Source organism: Sphaerothrix gracilis Ecp01 (genome assembly GCF_030405905.1).
Taxonomy (GTDB): domain Bacteria; phylum Cyanobacteriota; class Cyanobacteriia; order Phormidesmidales; family Phormidesmidaceae; genus Sphaerothrix; species Sphaerothrix gracilis.
Genome location: NZ_JASATW010000011.1, coordinates 65,064 through 79,229, shown reverse-complemented (window position 1 = coordinate 79,229; position 14,166 = coordinate 65,064). Strand labels below are relative to the sequence as shown.

15 protein-coding genes are annotated in these 14,166 nt (G+C 53.6%); 5 read left to right on the top strand and 10 right to left on the bottom strand.

All coding sequences use genetic code 11. The annotated features are described in order from the left end of the window. Positions 1 to 8: 8 nt before the first annotated feature. From QJQ48_RS13995 to QJQ48_RS13985, 3 genes are all read right to left on the bottom strand, one after another. Entirely contained in the window at positions 9 to 581 is a 573-nt protein-coding gene (locus QJQ48_RS13995; RefSeq protein WP_346291859.1) for a type IV pilin-like G/H family protein, read from the bottom strand. A 171-nt stretch (positions 582 to 752) separates the two neighbouring features. Further along, the gene (glcD, locus tag QJQ48_RS13990; RefSeq protein WP_346291858.1) at positions 753 to 2,234 is read right to left on the bottom strand and encodes a glycolate oxidase subunit GlcD; all 1,482 of its coding nucleotides are present in this window, start codon (positions 2,232 to 2,234) and stop codon (positions 753 to 755) included. A gap of 64 nt (positions 2,235 to 2,298) precedes the next feature. Then, the gene (locus QJQ48_RS13985) at positions 2,299 to 3,204 is read right to left on the bottom strand and encodes a ferritin-like domain-containing protein (RefSeq protein WP_346291857.1); all 906 of its coding nucleotides are present in this window, start codon (positions 3,202 to 3,204) and stop codon (positions 2,299 to 2,301) included. A gap of 177 nt (positions 3,205 to 3,381) precedes the next feature. On the opposite strand from QJQ48_RS13985, the gene QJQ48_RS13980 reads away from it, so the two are divergent. Next, positions 3,382 to 4,068 carry a transaldolase family protein gene (locus QJQ48_RS13980; protein ID WP_346291856.1) on the top strand — a complete coding sequence of 229 codons (687 nt, stop codon included), beginning with the start codon at positions 3,382 to 3,384 and terminating at the stop codon, positions 4,066 to 4,068. 16 nt (positions 4,069 to 4,084) lie between these two features. On the opposite strand, the gene QJQ48_RS13975 is transcribed toward QJQ48_RS13980, so the two are convergent. The 3 genes from QJQ48_RS13975 to QJQ48_RS13965 all read right to left on the bottom strand — a co-directional run bounded on the left by QJQ48_RS13975 (position 4,085) and on the right by QJQ48_RS13965 (position 6,491). Further along, a complete protein-coding gene (locus tag QJQ48_RS13975; RefSeq protein WP_346291855.1) occupies positions 4,085 to 5,488 on the bottom strand; it encodes an AAA family ATPase in 1,404 nt (467 codons plus the stop codon). After that, a complete protein-coding gene (locus tag QJQ48_RS13970) occupies positions 5,478 to 5,915 on the bottom strand; it encodes a VOC family protein (protein ID WP_346291854.1) in 438 nt (145 codons plus the stop codon). The genes QJQ48_RS13975 and QJQ48_RS13970 overlap by 11 nt, the downstream gene beginning before the upstream one ends. Positions 5,916 to 5,981: 66 nt before the next feature. After that, positions 5,982 to 6,491: a TIGR02652 family protein gene (locus QJQ48_RS13965; protein WP_346291853.1), complete on the bottom strand. Its 510-nt coding sequence runs from the start codon at positions 6,489 to 6,491 to the stop codon at positions 5,982 to 5,984. A gap of 144 nt (positions 6,492 to 6,635) precedes the next feature. On the opposite strand from QJQ48_RS13965, the gene QJQ48_RS13960 reads away from it, so the two are divergent. Both QJQ48_RS13960 and QJQ48_RS13955 read left to right on the top strand, forming a co-directional pair. Continuing rightward, positions 6,636 to 7,163, top strand: coding sequence for a gamma carbonic anhydrase family protein (locus QJQ48_RS13960; RefSeq protein ID WP_428843054.1), 528 nt, complete (start codon positions 6,636 to 6,638; stop codon positions 7,161 to 7,163). 104 nt (positions 7,164 to 7,267) lie between these two features. Then, on the top strand, positions 7,268 to 7,396 hold the full coding sequence (locus QJQ48_RS13955) for a photosystem II protein Y (RefSeq protein WP_346291851.1): 129 nt from the start codon (positions 7,268 to 7,270) through the stop codon (positions 7,394 to 7,396). Positions 7,397 to 7,477: 81 nt separating this feature from the next. Here QJQ48_RS13955 and QJQ48_RS13950 read toward each other — a convergent pair whose 3' ends face one another. From QJQ48_RS13950 to QJQ48_RS13940, 3 genes are all read right to left on the bottom strand, one after another. Beyond that, positions 7,478 to 9,214, bottom strand: a complete 1,737-nt coding sequence (locus QJQ48_RS13950; RefSeq protein WP_346291850.1) for a hypothetical protein — start codon at positions 9,212 to 9,214, stop codon at positions 7,478 to 7,480. Positions 9,215 to 9,347: 133 nt separating this feature from the next. Further along, entirely contained in the window at positions 9,348 to 9,932 is a 585-nt protein-coding gene (locus QJQ48_RS13945) for an LURP-one-related family protein (RefSeq protein WP_346291986.1), read from the bottom strand. Between the two features lie 111 nt (positions 9,933 to 10,043). After that, positions 10,044 to 10,766, bottom strand: coding sequence for a DUF1995 family protein (locus tag QJQ48_RS13940; protein WP_346291849.1), 723 nt, complete (start codon positions 10,764 to 10,766; stop codon positions 10,044 to 10,046). A gap of 133 nt (positions 10,767 to 10,899) precedes the next feature. Between QJQ48_RS13940 and QJQ48_RS13935 the strand changes: the two genes are divergently transcribed. Then, complete coding sequence (locus QJQ48_RS13935; protein ID WP_346291848.1) at positions 10,900 to 11,694, top strand: SDR family NAD(P)-dependent oxidoreductase; 795 nt, start codon at positions 10,900 to 10,902, stop codon at positions 11,692 to 11,694. 14 nt (positions 11,695 to 11,708) lie between these two features. Here the strand turns inward: QJQ48_RS13935 and QJQ48_RS13930 are convergent, their stop codons facing one another. After that, on the bottom strand, positions 11,709 to 12,065 hold the full coding sequence (locus QJQ48_RS13930; RefSeq protein ID WP_346291847.1) for a hypothetical protein: 357 nt from the start codon (positions 12,063 to 12,065) through the stop codon (positions 11,709 to 11,711). 199 nt (positions 12,066 to 12,264) lie between these two features. On the opposite strand from QJQ48_RS13930, the gene QJQ48_RS13925 reads away from it, so the two are divergent. After that, positions 12,265 to 13,728 (top strand): tetratricopeptide repeat protein, encoded by a 1,464-nt coding sequence (locus QJQ48_RS13925; RefSeq protein WP_346291846.1) that lies wholly within the window; start codon positions 12,265 to 12,267, stop codon positions 13,726 to 13,728. Positions 13,729 to 14,166: the final 438 nt, after the last annotated feature.

Sequence of the window (14,166 nt, the reverse complement as noted above, 5' to 3'; positions counted from 1 at the left end):
GCAGCAAGTTAGTCACACTCGCCATCAGTACCAGTAACCTCAGCACCCGATGTGTTTAGACCAGACGCAGTTAGATCCGGTGCCTGGTCTGCAACAGTAGATCTACACAGAACAGCTGTTGTGGTAGCGGCATTGGCTTCATCTAACAAAGTATAAGTCGCGCCTGAATAGCCTAAGAGCACTTCGTCCAAGGGAGCTGCATAGACACCAGCACCAACACCGTAACCACTACCTAGCGACTCAGTTTTATCCTTGTTGCTATCAGCTGGATCTTTGTTTGCGTCGCCATAGATGTAGTAGGTCGTTGCTGACTTGATACCTAAACCTAGACCAGAAATAGTTTCTGAAAATTCCGGTCTTTCTAAACGATATGCTTGCTGAGCGCGGTTGATGGAACCTACGTAGGTTTGAGCTTCTGTCTGACGGGCGCGGTTGGCTTGGTTGAGGAAGGCGGGTAGGGCGATCGCGGCGAGGATACCAATAATAATGATTACAACCAGTAGCTCAATCAGGGTGAAACCTTCGTTGCCTTTTTTCTTGAGCAGATGCTGGAGTAGCTTAGCTTTGAGATCGGTTTTCATGTGGAGTCTCCTTAAGGTGCTTGTATCGGGGTTTGTCTAGCTCCTGAAGCTATGCTACCCAGGCATAAACAAGCCGATATCACATTGGACTAAAAAGTTTTTGGAAAAAGCCAAACTGTTTTCCAGCAGGTTGCGCTGCGCGACTCCGTTCTCTGTTGGCTGCTTGGCAATTTAGAACCGCTCTACATCAGAAAACTGCTGGTTTTCCTGTGCCCTAGCTGCTTCGCCACAGGTGCGAGGGGTGGGAAAGATTTTTGTGGGGTTAGCTAGTTCTTTCGGGTTGAACGTATGGCGCACCCACTGCATGGTTTCCAAATCAGCGGCGCTAAACATATGGGGCATATAGCAGCGCTTATCAGCCCCAATGCCGTGTTCACCGGAGATGCTGCCGCCCACCTCAACACATAGCTTCAGAATTTCGCCGCCCAGTGTTTCCACCGCTTCGAGCTGCCCTGGAACTGAGTTGTCATAAAGGATCAGCGGATGTAGGTTGCCATCTCCGGCGTGAAATACATTCGCCACCCGGTAGCCATACTTGTCGCCCAGCGCTTCAATCTCTTGCAGCACATGGGGTAACTGCGTTCGAGGAATGACGCCATCTTGCACGTAGTAGTCAGGGCTGAGCTTGCCCATCGCTGCGAAGGCGGCTTTGCGGCCTTTCCAGAGGCGTAGGCGGGCAGCAGGATCGGTAGCGATCGCAATATGGCGCGCTCCGTTTTGACGACAGAGAGCCTGAACGCGATCGCTCATGGCCTCCACTTCTGCCGTCAGTCCGTCGATTTCAATCAGCAAGATGGCTGTGGCATCGCGGGGATAGCAGTCCAATAGCACCACATCTTCTACCGCATTGATGCTGAAGTTGTCCATCATCTCCATCCCCGCCGGAATGATACCAGCGCTGATGATGTCTGAAACAGTTTCACCGGCTGCCTCTACGCTGGTGAAGTCTGCCAGCAAGACCTGTACCGCTTCCGGCGCTTTCAGAATCCGGAGGCGAATTTCGGTGGCAATGCCCAACGTCCCCTCGGAACCGACAATCACTCCGGTGAGGTCATACCCTGGCATCTCCGGCACAGGCCCCCCCACGTCTACAATCTCGCCATTGGGTAGCACCAGCTTCAGCCCCAGTACATGATTCGTGGTTACGCCGTACTTGAGGCAGTGGACACCTCCAGAATTTTCAGCAATATTGCCGCCGACGGAGCAAACGCTTTGGCTAGAGGGGTCAGGCGCATAGTAAAAGCCCGCACCGCTGACGGCCTGCGTCACCCAGTTATTGATTACTCCGGGCTGCACCACCACCTGCTGATTGGCTAAATCCACTGCTAGAATTTGGTTCATCCGGGCCAAACCAATCAGCACGCAGTCTTCTAGTGGCAGCGCCCCGCCAGAAAGCCCAGTTCCGGCCCCCCGCGCCACGAAAGGCACGTCAAAGCGATCGCACACTTTCACTACCGCCGCTACTTCCTCAGTTGTGCGCGGCAGCACAACTATCGCTGGCCGCTGACGATAGCTGGTCAAGCCGTCGCACTCATAGACCAGCAGTTCTTCTTTACGGCGAATCACGTTATCTGCGCCGATCACCTTTTCCAGCGCCTTGTAAATAGGTCGCCAGTTGCGCTGCTGAGCAGGCAGGTTAAGTGTTGCTGTCATTGGAATTAGGTCAAGATGAGGGTAGGGACTACCTCTTCTGTCAAGCCTACCCTATCTTGAATAGCTACGAAGCGGTTTTAGCAGGCTTGCGGGCAGGCTTGACCTGGTTAATGCCGCTTAAGAACATAGGCACCAGCTTCTCCATGAAGGCTTGGGGATCGCGCTGCCAAGCGCGTTGAGCTGCTGTGAGCCGGGTTTGCTGCAGGTCAGGAGCCAGAAGCGTCAGAGGTAGACGCTCAGCAATATACTGCGGACGCTCCCAGACAGGTAGCGTATTGGCAATTTCAACTAGCTTGCTGACCCGGCGTAGTTCTGCCCCTAAAGTGATGTCCATGCCAGACTCATAGGCGGCCTGCTCGATGGCCGCATACTTAAGCCGCGCCTGCTCCACCTTGCGGCGATGAACCGGGCTTTTGCGAGCAATCTCTGCCAATCGGCGAGTCCCCCAGCGCACATGTCCAGCCTCTTCGGGTAAAATTCGCTCGATGGTTTCGCGAATCTTGATATTTTCTTCGGTTTGAGGTGCCTGCTTCAGGGCGTGAATGTGAGCCGAAAAGTATTCACAACCGCGCTTTTCGGTGACGTTGATAGCGGCGAGGGCGGAAATGATGCCGTCTTCTTTCTGTTCAGGAGAGCTAAACTGCTCTTGATCAAGCAGGCGCTCAAATTCGTCAATGTAAGAAGATCCAGGAGGCGTATTGATTTCTGCGCCTAGATCTAGCAGCAGATCGGTTAGCCAGTAAGCGTGACGGGCTTCGTCGGCAATGTGGTGCGACAGGTCCTGCACTAAATCGCGCGGCTCGCCGTTGAGGGTTTCAATCAGATCGGTCAGGTCTTTACAGCTACGCTGCTCGTTGTAGCGGTAGCGGTTGATCGTGATGAGGTGAATTTCGCGATCGCTGACGACTCGGTTGAGAATATCACGGGCACTCAGCGCGTTTTGCAGTTTGCGAGGATAAGCGACAGTCATTGGAATATTTCAGTTTGTGAAACACTATTAATGATCGTAACGCACTTCTTTTTTTCAGGGGGGTGGCTGCCCTCAGGCGATCGCAGATTCGTTCGATAGATTTATCAGGGTAATATCGACTTTGAAAATTCCAGCCAGAGATGGCTGCTTGAACAAATCACTGCCCATACTCAAACTATGCTTGCCCCCGCCTCTCGTCCCTCGCTACGGCTGTTTTTAGACTCTGCCGAGGTGCATCAGTGGTCTAATTGGCTGCCGACAGGACTGTTCTACGGTGTGACCACCAATCCGCTGTTGCTGGAGCGGGCTGAAACAGCCTGTACTGTAGACAAGCTGCACCATCTAGCGGAAACTGCTTTTTCTCTAGGCGCTCAAGAAATGCAGCTACAGACTTGGGGAGACGATGTCTCTACCCTAGTCGAACGGGGCCAGCAGCTTGCTGCTGGCGATCGCCGCATTGTAGTTAAAGTCCCCATTACTCAGACAGGAACAACGGCAGCCGCTCAGCTAATCGCTCAAGGCATTCGGGTGACGCTAACGGCGGTTTATGCCCCGCAGCAGGTCTTGATTGCAGCCGCCCTCGGTGCTGACTACGCCGCTCCCTACCTGGGCCGCATCAACGATCTGACGGGACAGGGACGCAAGAGCTTAGTGACGATGCAGCAGGCGATCGCCAGTTTGCATAGCTCAACTCGCCTGCTAGTAGCCAGTATTCGCAGCGTTGAGGCTATGACTTTCCTGGCCACTCAGGGCTGCAACACCTTTACCTTTACCCCCGCGATCGCCGCTGAGCTTTTCGACGTGGTGGCTACGCATCAGGCCACTGCCGACTTTGAACGTGCCGCCCGGCAGATGAACCCTTAGACATTGCGACTAGATATTACGACTGCAGGCGAAATGATTTACCGCGCAGAATGGCAGCCTGTTGCAAATGGCATAGCTGTACCGTGGGGGAGGCTTCAGCTTGGGCGTATGCTAGGGCTGTCTGAGCGATCGCCTGAATTTCGCCACCGCTCAGAGCCAACCGCACAATTGGCGACCAGTCAATATCGGCGACTATCCCGGTTTGTTGCACAGCCTGCTGCCAGAGCTGACGGCGCTGCTTTGCATTCGGCAGCGGCAACTCAAATACTCCGTCAAGCTGATAGCGCCAGTGCGGTCGAATGGACTGGATAAAGTGAGTTGTGAGCAGCGTTAGGCTGGGTACCTGGCGGCGCTGAGTCAGCCAGCGGTTCAAGGCAGTTTCGACGGCTGCCTGCCTGCCCAGCCATTTTTCGGCAGTCCGCACGAGTACCAGCGGTGCAGCCAATAGGGCGTTGTCACCCAGTAAAGCCTGACCCGCCTCAGGGGTGAGCTGAGCCAAATCAATCAGCGTTAGCGGCTGTTGGAGTGTCTGAGCGATCGCTTTGGCCGCGTAGGTCTTGCCCGTCCCTGCCCGCCCCGCTAGCAAAACAATTTGCCCCCGCGCCGTATGAGAGCGTAAGTTCACAGCCGTTTGCTGAGCCAGTCCCTGCAGGGACTGCCGCAAGGATGGCGACAAAATGACATCTTGCCACTGCGGTGTCGTGTATCTCTGAGCCGATGGGGTGCTTGTTGCCGCTCCAGTGCTGTCTACAATCGTCTGTAAGGCTGCGGGCTGAGGTGTTTCAGCTATGAGGTAGTTCACCAGCGCGGGTGCAAGCTGCAGATAGCGATCGAGCAGGGGGGCTGGCTCCTTTTCTGAGGCATAGAGGAGCTGGTGCATAAAGCTAGACGGCTCGGCCAGACGCGATCGCAGTCGCCGCCATTCCAGATCATTGCGACAAAAGAGTCTTAGCCCCAGATCTACGGTGGGTATACCCAGCAGCTTTTGCGTGTCGGCCTGCAGATAGCGATAGAGACGACCGTAGCGGCGGTTAACTTCTGGCGCCAGGGCTAGCAGCACTAAATTTTTTTCAGCCAAGGTGAGCTGAAAGCGATCGCACAGCAGCGGCAGCGCCAGCGGAATTTGCTCAGACTGGCTGGCCCGAATCCGAGCGGCTAAAAGCTGCTGGTAGCCTTGCTTACCAGAGGTATTTTGCGGGGGGACGCGACAGTCATCATAAAACGCAGGCTGATTTAGCGTAATGATGCCTTTCCACCAGTGGCTAGTGGCGCGATCGGCTGGGGATTGTGCGATCTTGCTCACTTCATGATTGTCTCGCCGCTGTTTAGCCACAGCGGCTAAAAGCAGGCGTTCTAGCCAGCCTAGTTCCGTCTTTAAATAGGCCCAATTATCGGCAAAGGGCACTACCTTAGCTGACATGGCCCATCATCCGCAGAAATTCTAGGGGCAAGCCGTCAGCATCGGCAATAAAGGCGACTTCATAAACCTGGCTGCCAATCATCTGCTGCTGGGGAGCCAAAAGGATCTTCAGCGGCTGCACTTCGCCTGAAGTCGCCGCTTGCACAAAACGCTGCTGCAGCGCCGAAATCCAGCTAGGCAAATCGGATACGGTTTCAGTTAGGTCAAAAGAGAGGTGATAGTAGCCGGTATAGTGTTCATCGTCAAAGGCATCGGCGGGGGGGCGCGGCTCTGGAATTTGCAGCAGCTCAATACGACCGTTAAGTCCTTCCATCCAGCAGGCTAAAGTGATGCCAGCGGTGAAGCGTTCTGTCACCACAAAGCCCAACTGCTCGTAAAAGGCGATCGCTCGGTGAATATTAGCGGTGCGGATAGACGCATGGTGCATGGTTAATTCCCAGGTCAGATGCAATTAGGCTTAAACCACACGGCAGTAAAGCAGGCGCGACTGGCTCTATTCAAAAAGGCGAAAATAGGGATAGCGAACAGGCGCACCCGGTTCTTTTTCGAGCGCAAAATTGATCACGTCCCAGCAGGGTTCCTCTTCAGAAGTGGGGCTGAACTCAACGGGCAGGCCATAAAGCCGCGGAGAAGCTGATTCTGACTTGCTGCGCCAGGGCGTACTGCGCTCTAGATAGGTGCTAACCAAGTCTTTATAACGGCGGGCAATAATGACGCGCGTGGCCCGGTAGCCCTGAGTGTAAAGGCGATCTAAAGCTTCGTGAATTTCAAAGCGAATGCCGTCTGGATGCGTATGCTGCCGGTACCACTCATCCTTCCACTGCCGCCAGTGCCGCCCCGACTGGAGATGAACCAGCTCTTTGGTGTCTGGGTCGGCCTCAAAAGCGCCATGCCGCGAACACAGGTAGGTATCTGTGAGCGTTAGGGCTGGAATGGTTTGGCGACAGTGGGGGCACTGAATCTCAGGGCCGAAGATGGGATATTGTAGGGCTGGATTCACCATTGAGTCTTAAACGAGACGGTTTTATACAACACCAGTCCCACATGTTCTGGTGGCCCTATTATAACTGGAGGGCCTAGTTGCTTCCGATTTCTTGGCCGCATCTGTGCATAACTTTAAGGAATTGCTGTGGATTTCGCTCAGCCGCTGTTAGTCACTCCCGGAAAATTTTGGCCCGCCCCCAATATCACCGCCGCTACGTTTGTCGCGCCCAACGCTACCGTGATTGGACAAATCAGCTTAGCTGAGGGCACTAGCATCTGGTATGGCACCATCCTGCGGGGAGATATAGAGCCGATTCAGATAGGTCAGTGCAGCAACGTTCAGGACGGTGCGGTACTCCACGGTGATAGTGGGTTTCCTGTGGTGTTAGAAGCGTATGTGACTGTCGGCCACCGGGCCGTGATTCACGGTGCTCATGTGGAAGCGGGGAGTTTAATTGGTATTGGCGCTACGCTACTCAATGGCGTGCGGATTGGGGCTGGCAGCATTGTCGGGGCCGGGGCCGTCGTCACCAAGTCAGTGCCGCCGCGATCGCTGGTGATGGGGCTACCGGGCAAAGTAGTGCGATCGCTCTCAGACGCAGAAGCGGCCAATTTAATCGAGCACGCCCAGAAGTATCAGCAGCTAGCAGCCGTTCATGCCGGCACTGGTGATCAGCTTGGTTTTACCTAAAACCCGAATCTTTGCGGCCAAACATATCGGAATCGGGTTAATTATGAGAGAATTATTACACCGCTTAAACTTACAATATTTTTTTAGAATAGGAGGATTCGGAAATGGATCTGGATTTCCGCATTTTGGCAGTGCTGGCTCCCATCATTTTGGCCGCTAGCTGGGCGGTGTTCAACATTGGTAGAGCGGCCCTGGGTCAAATACAAGATTTTCTCAACCGGAATGAGGCTTAGAGATTAATCGAGTCTTAGGTGAGGTGGGTAGGCCAACAGCTTTCTCACCTCATTTGTTTTTAGCCATACAGGCGAGATAGCTCAGGGAGAATTGGCCTGAATCTGTTGAGAAACACAGCTAGCGTCTAGCAAAACGCGGCTTTCTGTCTCTAGGGTCGTGCAGGGTTCTATCAGTTTAGGCAACACCAAAGCTTCAGGATTTTTCAGGGCCATCAGCACCATATCTACAAGCTGAAATTCTCGCAGCAGCCGGTTGTCCGCCACATAGTCCGGTGTAAAAGATTGCTTATCCAGTAGCCAAAAGTCTGCCCCGAACTGCTGAATAAATTGGCGAACTTGCTGGAGATCGGCGCTGTACTGGGCTGCCGCTAAGGTTTGTACGCGCTGGCGAAATTGTGTGTAGTAGCCCCAGTGATAGGGAAAGGCATATTCCCTTGCGACTAGCACTGAGCGCTGGGCAAAGGTAGGAATATTTTCAGCCTCTTTATCTAATGAGACGATGAGGCTGTCAACAGGCTGCTGTTGTAGAAACTGGTGTAGTGCTGGCTCTCTAGCCGGCTTAAAAAGCTGATTGACCACCGTCAGTTCTGGCGAAAAGGGTGCAGCCAGCAGCAAGGTGACAAAGATAAGCTGAAGGGCGATCGCCCCCTTTTGCCGCAATGAGGGGGACCGCCGTTTCAGCAATGCCTCAAAGTAAATAAATAGGCTAATCCCCGCCGCGATCGCCAGCACAATTCTCATACTGTGATAGACATAGCGGTTGGGAAAGTGAAGCTGAAACAGCAGCAGGTGGGCCAAAAAGAACAGCCCCAATGAGGCTAAGACAGTCTGAGCTAGCAGGCCGATCTGAGGCGAAACCTGTTTCACTGCTGGAAATTTGTCGGGGCGTCTCAGCAGCCAGGGCAGCGCAAATCCCGCCAATACCAGCGGCGACATAATCCCCCAAAACAGCAGGCCGCTGCGGGGCCCCACTAGCCAAAAAATGAGCGGATTGTCGGAGAAAAAAAACGATCGTCCGTAGTAGCCCTCCACAAAGTTGAACGTAGCCAGCGAGCGGGCCTGGGCCACAGTTACTAAGGGGCCAAACTCAGAGGCGTCCAGCTTGTAGGGCAAAAGAATCAGACCAACGACCAGCAGTCCGGCGGCCCAAAGCTGATAGTGGGCTTTGGCTTGGACCCAGCGCAGCCATCCCTGCTGCCCGCTAAATAGGCGCACCGTCAGCAGAGCGATCGCTAACAGGGCCATCTGCGGATAAAACAGGCCCAGCAGCGCGAGACTCAGCAGCGCTCCCCCAAACGAGCAACGCAGCAGGTAATACAAAAAGGCTAGCAGCAGCGGATAGAGAAAGGCGCGGGGCGTGGCGCTGGCTAGGTCGTCTTCCATCCAGAGTCCCTGATTGAGCAGCAGCGTAGAGAGGAAGGCGGCGGCAGGCAGGGGAAAGAGCTGGAGGCTGACGCCAAAGCAGTAGAGGGTGGTGATCAGGCCCAAAAAGCAGGGCAGCAGCTTGCTCAGCAGCAGCGGATTAACGCCAATTTTGGCAAAAATGTAGTAAAAGACGGTGAATCCGGGTGGGGCAACGGACTGAAAATAGTCGGCAATGAGGTCATGGGGAAAAAGAGCCGGATTGACAAATCGCTGCAGCCAAAAAATGTGCTGGCGGGCGTCGTCTTGGATAAACAGCTCGCGGCTGAAAGCATAGTGTAGAGACTGGAGGCCATAGATTAGGGCTACGGCTAGGCTGAGGCTGAGCCAAAGATGAGATTTATGGGGTAAATCAACGGCTAGCGATCGCCTCAGCTTTTGACAAAGTGCCGACAAGACTTGACTCCGGGAATTTAGGTTTGAACTAGCTCACTTATTAGCTAATGATGGGCATGGACTGCCTCCTTTGCCCACCCTTCGACTTGCCCACCCTATCTAAATTCCAGAGAATTCAGCTCAAAGAAAGTCTCTAACCGCGTCGGCGCTCTAGCAAAATCATCATCAGCAGACTGAGCAAGATGCTGATCTCTTCTCGCTCATCCAGCCTGTCGGTCTTCTTAATCGTGAAGATGCGAGAGAAAAAGGCGGGCTGCTTTTCCAAGCGCATGACCACGCTGCCTTCTGGGCGACTGATTAGATAGCTAGGATTAAATACGTAGCCCGTAAAAAGGCCTAAAACTGGAATTTCGGCAAACAGCGAGTCCATCACCTTGACCCAGGGATTTTTCTCACTGATGGCAAAGGCGACCTCGTCCTGATTGAAGATGTCATAGCGAGCACGCCAAATAGAGCGCCAACCTCGCCGCTTGACCGCTCCAATTTCGCGCTGATAGGTATCGGTAAAGCCGTAGCGAGCCGAAAAGTCTAAGATCCGATCGGCTTTGATTTCGTAGCGGAGCTGGGTTTGTTCTGCATCGGCGAACACGCCAATGGCTTCTTTGAGTTTGAAAAGTTTTTGGCGAATGTAGAAAACGACCTTTCCCGAAGCATCCGTTACCAAAATCTGAGGCGCTAAGGCCCAAAACTTGAATGTCAGCGTGAGTGGATATTGCAGCATACTGGCTTTTTCCTCGTGTCGTCAGACTCACTTTAGAAATTCCCTCCGTACACTTAGAATCCGCGTTTTCAAGAACTAACTACGGACTTTTTAACAAAAAATGCTTTTTTACTGAGTGAGGGCGCGAATAAACTGCTGTAGCTCACCCAAGAAACCTTTACGAGATTTAGGAGCCGCGGACTCCTCCGTCTCGTCAGCAGACTGACCCGCTAGCACTCGGTCTAAAACCTCGCCTGAAGGTCGCTGGGGCAGCTCTGCCAGCAGAGCATAGTCACCTTCAACCGCTTCTTGCCAAATCTGCCAGCCTGCCGGATAAGCGCGGTGAAGGGCGGCTCCATCTAGCGGCTTGAGATAATAGCTAGTCTCTAGCGTACTGAGAAAGCGATCGCGCAGTTGCCGTCCGGCATAGCCAATGCCGATGATGGCGACATCTTCCAGTTTAGGGTTGAGAATCACCACCGGTCGCCCCAAAGCGTTTTCTACCAGCTTTTCCACCTGCTCGACTTCCACTGCCGAGGGTTCTACCACCAAAAACAGCTCATCGTCTGCTGATAGCTGGCCCCTGAGTTCGCCAATGCCGCGAATGGTGAAGTCTGGATTGTCCCAGTCTCGCTTGGCTAGGGCTGCCGCCCCGGCATCGGGAAAAAAGACGCTAAACTGCACTCCCATCTCCTGAAAGAGCGGGTAGAACTGCTGGGCCACGGGCATAATTTGCAGCTCTGGAAATGCCAGATCGACAATAATTCGGCTCACGCCTGCCTCAATTGCCGACCGGGTAGACGTTTGAGCCTGAGCGATCGCCGCTTCAAGAGTTTTGGGAAGTTCAGCCATTGTTTTTTATTAGCGTTTCTTTAAATTCAAAATTCAGCCTTAATCGCTAATCTATCAGCTCTCTGGCTACGGTGGGATTTCCCTTGGCTGCGCCATCGTTACGATTAGTTTGTTCTTTTCCCACACACGTTTTATGGATTTGCAACTGAGCGACAAAACCGCTTTTATTTCTGGCTCTACGGCGGGCATTGGCTACGCGATCGCGGCCGGGCTGGCTAAAGAAGGCGCTACCGTCATTCTCAACAGCCGCAAGCAGGCGCGAGTTGATGAAGCGATCGCTCAGCTTCAGTCAGAAGGCGTAACCGGTAAGCTGATGGGCATTGCCGCCGATTTGAGTACGGCGGCGGGCGCGGCTCAGGTAGCTGAGCAGTTTCCAGAGGTCGATATTCTAGTTAACAACGTGGGGATTTACGACCCCAAGCCTTTTGAAGAGATTACCGATGAAGAATGGCTCAACTTTTATCAGATTAATGTCATGAGCGGCGTACGGCTGTCGCGGGCCTACCTGCCAGGCATGAAGCAGCGCAACTGGGGCCGCATCATCTTTCTCTCTAGCGAGTCGGGCGTTCACATTCCAGGGCCGATGGTGCACTACGGCATGACCAAGGCAGCCCAAATTGCGATCGCTCGCGGCCTCGCGGAAACCACTGCCGGAACCCAGGTCACTGTCAATTCGGTACTGGCGGGGCCAACCTATTCAGAAGGAGTAAAAGAATTTGTCGAGCAGATGGCGAGTGCTCAAAATAAAGATGTTGCAGCGGTAGAATCAGACTTTTTCCAAGAAACGCGGCCTACTTCCCTGATTCAGCGCTTTGCCAGCCCAGAAGAGGTCGCCAACCTGGTGACGTATGTGGCAAGTCCCCTATCCTCAGCCACCAATGGCGCACCGCTGCGGGTTGAGGGGGGCTGCATTCGCGCTGCTTTTTAGATCGCCCTTGAGAACTAGCTGGCACCCCTGGCAAGCTGATTTTCCAATTCATCTATTCGATTCTCCAGAGCCACCACTCGCTGCTTCAGCTCAATTGTCAAAATCGCTAAGTTATCAAACTGCTCTGCTAGGGAAGGCTCTCGTAGCGGCGCAGGTGGCTCAGTCGGCGGGCGCGGACTCACTGGCGCAGCAGGGCGCGAACGAGAGGCTTGAGACTCTAGCTGGCTGAGGCGGGTTTTGACGTTCTGCAGATCAAATTCCAGGCGGGTGATGCGAGAGCTTAAGCCAGAGGTATCTTGCCCTCTTGCCTGAGAAACTGTGAGGCTGAGGAGGGTCAAGCCCAAGCAGATGGCGATTAGCAGTTTTCGCATCAGTCTTATCGTTACAGCAGCGCTGCTGTTATGGTCGGGAGCAAACTGGGGTAGCCTATAGTCTTAAATTGACACAGGTCTTGGCTTTTGTGACGATTCTTCGCTAAGTTTCGTTCTGGTTTAGCCAAGCTGGCCTATGATAAGCGCCATAGCATTTTGTTATTGGCGATCGCTCAGTCTATAACTTCTAGGGGGCCGTATGAAGGATATCCGCAACGCCGTAGTGATTTTGGGATGCGCTGCCTTGTTGGGTGGCGTGCCGCTGGGGGCGTTGGCTCAGGAAACCCCGATGCCTGAGTCAGAAGTGATGGAGGAGATAGAAGGAGAGGATATTGAGACAGAGGATGAAGTCTCTGAACCCGAACCGCTGCCCAATCCAGTTGAACTCTACAACCGAGGCGTGGAGCTGTTTGAGGATGAAGAGTACGAAGAGTCAATTGCTGTTTTAGATCAGGCGATCGCTCTTGATCCTAACTATGCTGAAGCCTATGGCTATCGGGGGGCTTCCTACGCCCTGCTGGAAGATTGGGATACGGCTCTGATCAACGTCAACCGCTCCCTATCTTTGAAACCAGATCTAGCCCCGGCCTACTTTTTACGCGGCTACATCTACTACAAAAATGACAACAACAATCAGGCACTGGAGGATTTCAACCAGGCCATAGCCTACGATCCCACCTATTTCCGCGCCTATCTCTATCGCGGCTACGTGGACGCCATTTTTGACAACTATCAGACCGCTATTGAGGACTTCACGGCAGCGATTGAGCTAGACCCTGGTTCCGCTGAAGCCTATCTGCATCGCGGTGATGCCTATGCGGAAATAGGCGAACATCGAGCGGCGATCGCTGACTTTACCGAGTCACTCAATCTGCGCCGACAGCGACAGCGCCGTAACCTAGAAGCTCACATTGGCCGAGGTGCTTCCTACTACGCTCTGGGGCAGTATGACCAAGCACTGGAAGATCTAGATTTGGCAGTTCGCTTCGATCCAGACTCGGCTGAAGCCCGCTACAATCGCAGCTTTGTCTACGTGGCTCAAAACCGTCCCCAACGAGCGATTGAAGATCTCGATCGCGCCATCTTGATTGACGCTGACTATGTAGAAGCCTATCTGAACCGGGGGATTTTGCTGGCCGATCAGGGAGACATTCAGGCGGCACTAGATGACTTTGGCCGCGTACTCACCCTGAATCCGGAGTCGGCTGAAGCCTACAAGCGGCGGGCTGATGTGCGCCTAGCGGCTAGTGACGAGGTGGGCGCAGTGGCAGATTATGCCGAAGCTATCTTTATCGATCCGGGATATGCGTCAGCCTATAAGGGGCGAGGGGATGCCTGGATAGCACTAGGCGATACCCAAAACGCGCTGACTGACTATACCCAAGCGATCGAACTGCAGCCTACCAATACAGAGGCATTTAAGGCCAGAGCGGATGTATTTATCGAAATCGGCAACTATCAGCGGGCCTATGATGACTATACCCGCGTGATTCGTGGCGACGTGGAAAATCCAGGCGTTTACTATAACCGTGCCTTCGCCCAAATCCGCTTGGGGAACACGCAGGGGGCCAGACTGGATCTGCAACGGGCCTCTGACCTGTATTTAGAAACTGGGGACGCTGAAGGCTACCGAGATGTTCTAGACATTCTAAGTCAGCTTTAGAGCAGGGTTCTCAATAGGGACCGTTTTGCCCCGCGTCGGCGCAATGATTCTATTTCTAAGCAAAAACGGTCCCTGCGGCGCAAAGCTCCCGCTATTCGACGAACAGTTTTAACGTATACCTCAGCCTCATTCCCTGACGGAACTGAGCCACCGCGATCGCGATCGGTAAAAGTCCTTCAGGCGTTGCTGAATCAAGAAATGAACCTGGTGTTTGCGGGTCGTGAGCGAGACGCTCACACTCCCTCGCCTTTATCATCAGATAGGTTAGTGCGAGCATCTTGCTCGCGCTTTAATTCATACCCAAAATTAGCAATGCCAAGTCCTTCAACCATTCCTCAAGGGAAGCCAGAGCTGTGATTCCCGAAGGAACCCCCTACAGAAATCAAGCGTTTCTGCGAAACCATCGCTGCACGCTAGCGACAATATTTTCAAGTGATT

Bases quoted from the DNA above. Each gene is read 5' to 3' on its own strand.
- QJQ48_RS13995 (WP_346291859.1), bottom strand. From the start codon at position 581: ATGAAAACCGATCTCAAAGCTAAGCTACTCCAGCATCTGCTCAAGAAA.
- QJQ48_RS13975 (WP_346291855.1), bottom strand. From the start codon at position 5,488: ATGTCAGCTAAGGTAGTGCCCTTTGCCGATAATTGGGCCTATTTAAAG.
- QJQ48_RS13970 (WP_346291854.1), bottom strand. From the start codon at position 5,915: ATGCACCATGCGTCTATCCGCACCGCTAATATTCACCGAGCGATCGCC.
- QJQ48_RS13930 (WP_346291847.1), bottom strand. From the start codon at position 12,065: ATGCGAAAACTGCTAATCGCCATCTGCTTGGGCTTGACCCTCCTCAGC.
- QJQ48_RS13965 (WP_346291853.1), bottom strand. From the start codon at position 6,491: ATGGTGAATCCAGCCCTACAATATCCCATCTTCGGCCCTGAGATTCAG.
- glcD (WP_346291858.1), bottom strand. From the start codon at position 2,234: ATGACAGCAACACTTAACCTGCCTGCTCAGCAGCGCAACTGGCGACCT.
- QJQ48_RS13935 (WP_346291848.1), top strand. From the start codon at position 10,900: ATGGATTTGCAACTGAGCGACAAAACCGCTTTTATTTCTGGCTCTACG.
- QJQ48_RS13940 (WP_346291849.1), bottom strand. From the start codon at position 10,766: ATGGCTGAACTTCCCAAAACTCTTGAAGCGGCGATCGCTCAGGCTCAA.
- QJQ48_RS13985 (WP_346291857.1), bottom strand. From the start codon at position 3,204: ATGACTGTCGCTTATCCTCGCAAACTGCAAAACGCGCTGAGTGCCCGT.
- QJQ48_RS13925 (WP_346291846.1), top strand. From the start codon at position 12,265: ATGAAGGATATCCGCAACGCCGTAGTGATTTTGGGATGCGCTGCCTTG.
- QJQ48_RS13980 (WP_346291856.1), top strand. From the start codon at position 3,382: ATGCTTGCCCCCGCCTCTCGTCCCTCGCTACGGCTGTTTTTAGACTCT.
- QJQ48_RS13955 (WP_346291851.1), top strand. From the start codon at position 7,268: ATGGATCTGGATTTCCGCATTTTGGCAGTGCTGGCTCCCATCATTTTG.